This is a genomic window from Ructibacterium gallinarum (assembly GCF_014982785.1).
GTDB lineage: Bacteria > Bacillota > Clostridia > Monoglobales > Monoglobaceae > Ructibacterium > Ructibacterium gallinarum.
This window is the reverse complement of the sequence record NZ_JADCKB010000055.1, coordinates 1-2,688: the sequence shown is the minus strand read 5'-3', so window position 1 is coordinate 2,688 and position 2,688 is coordinate 1. Positions and strand designations below refer to the sequence as shown.

Genomic DNA, 2,688 nt, shown 5'->3' with positions numbered 1-2,688 from the left:
CAAGATGAAGGCGAACAATTTTCTTCTTGAATTCAGTTTCATAGTGTTTCATTTGTAACATCCTCTTTTCCTTCTAAGATTATATCTTTTTTGGTAGTAGTGTTACAACTATAATATATCACAACACTGTTTCCCTCTTTGTTGGAGATGCACGGCGATCACTTTATCAACCATTATAATGATAATTATATTTAATATTTTCCCTGTACAGGTTAATTTGAGTACACTTATTTTAGGAATTATATTATTATTTCCATGTGCAGCGGACGGAATTTTACAAATGTTTTTAGGAATGAAAAGTAATAATTTTAGGAGAATATTGACCGGAATTTTATGCGGAATAGCAATCGTATTGATTGCTGAATGTATCGAATATTTAATTATATCAATGATGAAATAGATGAAATAAAGGAGGGATTTATTTATGGCAACTCTTTTTTCAATATGTTTTACATTTGGGTTATATTGTTTGTGCTTCGGCGGTAACAGAAGATAAAAAAATATAAAATATATTGGCTCTGTAAAGTTAAAATGAAAAAATAGGACCCGAAGTCAGCCAATCTGGCTAAGCAACGAGCAGAAGCTCGCGTTTGCGCTTTTTGGACAGATGAAGTCCGGCACACTGAGCCGGGGTAAGACCGTTCAAGGCGGAATGCGGGCGAACAAAGTTGTGAAAAAACACAAACATGGCAATGAGGTTGTTTGCCGATGCGAACGAAGCAAAGCCCTGTTTGGTCTTGTACCACGCCTTAAATTGCTTGTTGAAGCACTCGATGAGATTGTTGGTGATGTCATCGCCAAAACTTTGTACGCGGATGTGCTGTACATCATCAAATGCCTTAACCGGTACCTTGTACGCGCTGTAACGGTCGGTGACAATGGTTCGCGGTTTGCCCATGTGTTTGGTCGATTGCAGTAGTGTAAAAGCCTGAGGGCTATCCCTGTGTGGTGAGAGATGGAAACCAAGGACAAAGCGGGTTTCGGCATCAACAATCAGCCAGAGATAATGCTTAACGCCTTGAATTTTGACCACTGTTTCGTCTGCATGCCATTCGTCGGAATTGAAATTGAGCGCTGGAATGAGCTGAATGGCAATATTTTGAAATAACGGTGCAAAACGAGTACACCAATTGCCGATGGTGGTGTGGGACACCTGAATATTCATGGCGGTTTGCAGGATCAGGGCAATGTTGCGGAAGGAATTCTTGCCCAGATAAAACATGCTCAGCACCATGAGAATGATATGGACAGGATAGCGCATTCGTTTGAAGTCGGTTTTGCCAAACAGCTTTGAGACGGACGAAGGCGTAATAGAGGTCGGCTTAGGCACAAAAAACGAATGGTTACAGCGTTTGTCGCAGCAGCGGTAGTTGCTGTAATGTTGCATATCGTGGTGCAGGAAGGTGGCTTTCCCACAGACCGGGCAAGAAGGATATGGCCGCGTACGCGGTTTGCCGGGCTTACCGGTAGGTGCATCTGGGGCAAATTGATGACCGCATTTCCGGCAGAGATATTTTTGAAAACCGGATTTATCTTTGCCGTAGCGATAAAAAGAATGATGGTTGTTGCATTTTGGACAGTGAATTTGGTATACTTTAGCCATGAAGACTCGTCTCCTTTCGGGAGGTACTTGTGTTTGTGGTAAAACCATTGTACCAGAAAGGCGGGCGGGTCTTCAACTTTCATTTAACTTTACAGAACGTGCTATGGATATAGGAGAATTTACCAGGAATTAAAAAGGCTTGGCATTACAATATCGGAAAAGATAGTTCGCAGCATTATGAAATCTGAAAAACTCTCGGTTATGTCCAAGCGGTCAAGAAAATATAGTTCCTATAAGGGCGAGATCACCCCCGAGGTCGAGAATATAATTAACCGTGATTTTCACGCAGAAAAGCCAAATCAAAAGTGGCTGACAGATATAACCGAATTTGCTATACCGGCAGGAAAAATATATTTATCACCTATGGTTGATTGCTTCGATGGTATGATTGTAAAATGGAGGGTTGGAATATCCCCGGATTCCGTGTTAGTTAATGAAATGCTTGATGACGCTATTAATACATTATCGCCGTCCGAACATCCGCTTGTACATACTGACAGAGGCTGCCATTATCGCTGGCCGGGTTGGATAGAAAGAATGGATGCTGCTGGACTGACACGTTCCATGTCAAAGAAAGGCTGTTCTCCCGACAATGCAGCGTGCGAAGGATTTTTCGGTAGAATGAAAAATGAAATGTTTTATGGACGTTCATGGCTTGATGTTTCCATTGATGATTTTATCGCTGAAATTAATCATTATATCAATTGGTATAACACAAAACGAATCAAACAGTCATTGGGATATATGAGTCCGGTAGAGTACAGACATAGTCTTGGATTAGCTATATAAACAGTCCAAGATTATGTCCGCATCCCCCGGTGTGAGATTTTTTCTGTAAAAATAAAATTTCTATGATAAAATACAATAATTTGTGGGCAGAAAAGCCAATTTTTGGCTTTTCTGCCTTAACTAATATATAGCACAATTTTGAGGGCATGTCAAGGGCGCCCGGTGGTTTTGATATGCACCCCAAAAGTTGGACATACATAGTTGAGATTATGGAGGTGTATATTATGGGCAAAGAATTATATTGTAAAGAAATAAAACTAGAAGCAGTACAATATGTTTTATCCGGACATTCCTAT

2 protein-coding genes and 1 pseudogene are annotated in these 2,688 nt (G+C 40.6%); 2 read left to right on the top strand and 1 reads right to left on the bottom strand.

Annotation, left to right across the window (positions count from 1 at the left end):
• Positions 1 to 115: 115 nt before the first annotated feature.
• Positions 116 to 400, top strand: a complete 285-nt coding sequence (locus INF28_RS13140; protein ID WP_226393806.1) for a DUF2085 domain-containing protein — start codon at positions 116 to 118, stop codon at positions 398 to 400.
• 165 nt (positions 401 to 565) lie between these two features.
• Here the strand turns inward: INF28_RS13140 and INF28_RS12605 are convergent, their stop codons facing one another.
• Positions 566 to 1,603 (bottom strand): IS6 family transposase, encoded by a 1,038-nt coding sequence (locus INF28_RS12605; RefSeq protein WP_226393805.1) that lies wholly within the window; start codon positions 1,601 to 1,603, stop codon positions 566 to 568.
• A gap of 102 nt (positions 1,604 to 1,705) precedes the next feature.
• Here INF28_RS12605 and INF28_RS12600 point away from each other — a divergent pair.
• Positions 1,706 to 2,392: pseudogene (locus tag INF28_RS12600) on the top strand (IS3 family transposase); the annotation flags it as partial.
• Positions 2,393 to 2,688 lie beyond the last annotated feature (296 nt).